Below are 3,179 nucleotides of genomic sequence, written 5' to 3'. Positions count from 1 at the left end.
CTGATTTGCCGGATGAAATAAAATGATTTACTGCATCCTTTTTGAATTCCTCTGTATATGTTTCCCTTGTTTTTGGTCCCTTGGTCATTTTTATCCTCTTTTAAAGGCTAAAATTTCTACACTTTTTCGGGTACAGTTCAGTCTCCTGAATAGCTTGGATCAAGTTTTTTATTCGGACTTTTTAGCTTTGAGCATTTTCCTTGAACATAAGTTTGAGCAAATTTTTCTCCAAATCCTCTTGGAGCCGATATTTCAAAGACCCAAAGATTTGGATTTGCACTTATGTATTCGGTTCTAATATCTATGTATTGTTCGTAGGTTAACCCACCTCTTTCTATTAAATTACAAATCAAATGTTCATATTCATTAAAAGGGAAAATGGATTGGTCGTCATCAACCATTTGAAGAACTTCTTCAAGGTCACTTGCTGAACCAGAAAATGATTCAATAATTTTAGTTTTTAATTCTGTAAGTTCCATCGTTTGTTTTGATTATTTGTAAATAGTTTAAGTAGTCCGTTTCAGTAAATTCTTGCTTACTTGAAAAGTAATCAATGTGAATAGGAATTAACTCAAGGTCTCCTCTAAGAACCTTATGAGTTGAAAATAATTTTTTGAAAAGCCAGTTAATGATTTCACTATTTAACAGCAATGTTAGCTGTTCGGAAGTTATTTCAAGGTTTATTGGAATGAGAAGGTTGGCACTATTTAATATGTATCGTTGTTGGGTGTCGTAAAAAAAGCATAGATCAGTAGAGATAAATTTGTATATGAGTTTCTCTTTTGAAAGATACATTTCTAAGGGTGCTACCTGTTGAAAATTTGAAAAATCATCAAGTATGAATGTGCTTGGTTCTTTCAATCCCGATTTAGTTATATCTGAACCTTTATAAATCGGAATATATCCTTCTTTAGGTGTATCAATACAATATCTATCGTTATTGCCAGTTACAATTCCTAATGCCCAATTCGCCCTATCTTTGAGCGTAATATGCGGTATTGCATAGAGGCGATTGATTACCTGTGCTTCTGCTTCATTAGTCCAAAAGTTGAATATGCTTTTGGGGTTCTCGGTAAATGATTCTAAGGTTCTATTGAATGTTTTATCTTGTAAACAACATTCTATGAGGTCAAGTGAATTTGAGGATTGGTTCTCTATCACAATAGCCTGTGCCCTGGTTACCAACCCTTTGAATGCTTTACCATAATCTACAAAACGTAAAATTCTTTTTGACAATACTTTCCTTCGGATGTCTTCAAAAGTAGTGATGTTGAAAAATGCTTCTTGAATCAAGAAGCCTAAGAATCCATTGGGTTTAAGTATAGATAAACTTGCCCCCAAAAATAAAGAGGTTGTATCTAAACTGTTTCCACATTCGTATAATGTGGAATACTTCTCTTTGGTGGTTTTTTCAATTTTCTTGCCCCAGGGTGGATTAGTGAATATCAGATCAAAGGAATTATTTTCCCTGCTCATTTTGATTGCTTCTTGCAAAAAGTCGCCAACCTTTACATTTTCTGTTTCATAGCTGAACTCATCTTTTATTCTCTGCTTAGCGATTAAAACAGCATTTTCATCTATGTCAAACCCATACACATTTTCAGGTGCAACCCCTTGTTTGATTGCTTCAATTAGAAAATTACCTGAACCGCAGCAAGGGTCTAAAAATCTTAAATTGGGGGTAACTTTTATGTTCTTAAACAAATCTTTCACAATCCAAGATGGTGTGTAATATACCCCTACTTTGTTTCGATGTGAATCTGAGAGTGAGCTTTCGTATTCAATACCTATTCTTTCTCCTTTGAACTTTTTTATCAGTTCGCTTACTTTATCAGATACCTCTTTATGGTCGTGTTCGTCTTTCAGTAACTTATTAGCCCTTGAATTTAATTTTTCTTTGCCAGCTATCTCACTTATGAATTTCTCTAAAGACTCTTGAGAAATAACTCCCTTGCTAGATTGAATTAAGTAACCTGTCTTAATCCAATTCCTAATTGTTGCAGTTGATACATTAGCGGTTTTTGCCGCTTGTTCTATTGTAACTCCGAATGTTTCTACTTCACCAAATATGTTTATCTGCATAGCTCAAATGTCGTTAAAATTGTTGTTAAATCTTTAGGTGTCCGTCTTTTTAGCATTGCCTACAACGTTTTGCAGCTACCCGAAGGGCGGGATTTTTACCACTAAACTTAATTCGGAGAACTGAACTTTCGGCTACCACAAAACTGTCTGCGGAGCACGAAACCCCGCCTTTTGGGTAGGTGCTGTTAGCGGTACGGGCTTCTTTCTGTCCGTAGCTGTGTAGGTTAGTTCTTAGCATTACTTTTTTTAGTGTCAATAAATGTAAATAATTTTTGTAGATAGTCGTCAAACCGCAAAACATTATGTTGCCCTTTTGGTGTCCTAATTGGAGTTGGAAATTTTGTTGCTTTAACTATCTCTTCGAACGTAATTCTTAAACTATCTAAGTCAGCCCATTGATTTGGCTCTGCAACAATATAGTTTTTGTATTCGTCAGCAGTGAGTGATGAACTGCTTTTTAAACAACTGTTTGTCGTGATACATTTTTCAAATTGCTTGGATGTGCAATGGAAAATTCTTCTGCACTTCCAATTGTCCGTTTCGTGGTCGTCAGTTTGGCTATGATAGAAAGTCCCGATGATTGAATTAAGGTCAATAAGAAAGTTTGGTGTTTTTTGTCCGTGAGTTTTAGAATAATTGTTTTGCAAATCCTTGTAACGCCATTTGATTGGATGTGTCGAAGGTGTCGTAGAAATAATCACATTTTGTCTTGAAGGAAATTTATTGAGAGCAGAAACATAGTCCAACTTGAAACCAACCTTTGAGAAAATACTCATTGCCAACTTTTGCGATGAAAATTAATGTGTCGCCAATTTTTACTGCTCGTCTTGTCGGTGGTCTGCAAATGCCCCAACTTGGTGGATTGTCAAAACATGGGTCGTTACCAATGTCAATGATTTTACCATTAACAATTTGTCCGTGAAATACTATGAGAAAACTTTTATTCATTGCTTTGTTTTTGAAGTGCCCCCCTAAAACTGTAAAGAAAAAAATCATATTTTTTGTTTATTTTTAAATTGCAGAGGAGATAGTCCTCCTAAAGCTGAATGAGGTCTGATTGAATTGTACCGATCAATAAATTGAAAAATACTTTTGGC

Annotated in this window: 4 protein-coding genes; all 4 read right to left on the bottom strand. The window is 35.0% G+C overall.

Annotated elements, in window-relative coordinates; all coding sequences use genetic code 11:
* Nucleotides 1-137: 137 nt before the first annotated feature.
* Nucleotides 138-479: a hypothetical protein gene (locus L6Q46_RS13310; protein ID WP_291284712.1), complete on the bottom strand. Its 342-nt coding sequence runs from the start codon at nucleotides 477-479 to the stop codon at nucleotides 138-140.
* The gene (locus L6Q46_RS13305; protein ID WP_291284711.1) at nucleotides 454-2,082 is read right to left on the bottom strand and encodes a TaqI-like C-terminal specificity domain-containing protein; all 1,629 of its coding nucleotides are present in this window, start codon (nucleotides 2,080-2,082) and stop codon (nucleotides 454-456) included. The genes L6Q46_RS13310 and L6Q46_RS13305 overlap by 26 nt, the downstream gene beginning before the upstream one ends.
* A 224-nt stretch (nucleotides 2,083-2,306) precedes the next feature.
* Nucleotides 2,307-2,858 carry a hypothetical protein gene (locus tag L6Q46_RS13300; RefSeq protein WP_291284710.1) on the bottom strand — a complete coding sequence of 184 codons (552 nt, stop codon included), beginning with the start codon at nucleotides 2,856-2,858 and terminating at the stop codon, nucleotides 2,307-2,309.
* Between the two features lie 216 nt (nucleotides 2,859-3,074).
* Nucleotides 3,075-3,170, bottom strand: coding sequence for an integrase core domain-containing protein (locus L6Q46_RS14025; protein WP_363315882.1), 96 nt, complete (start codon nucleotides 3,168-3,170; stop codon nucleotides 3,075-3,077).
* Between the last annotated feature and the right edge of the window lie 9 nt (nucleotides 3,171-3,179).

The sequence above is a fragment of the Flavobacterium sp. genome, assembly GCF_023151265.1.
Classification (GTDB): domain Bacteria; phylum Bacteroidota; class Bacteroidia; order Flavobacteriales; family Flavobacteriaceae; genus Flavobacterium.
This window is presented reverse-complemented; position numbering and strand designations above follow the sequence as displayed.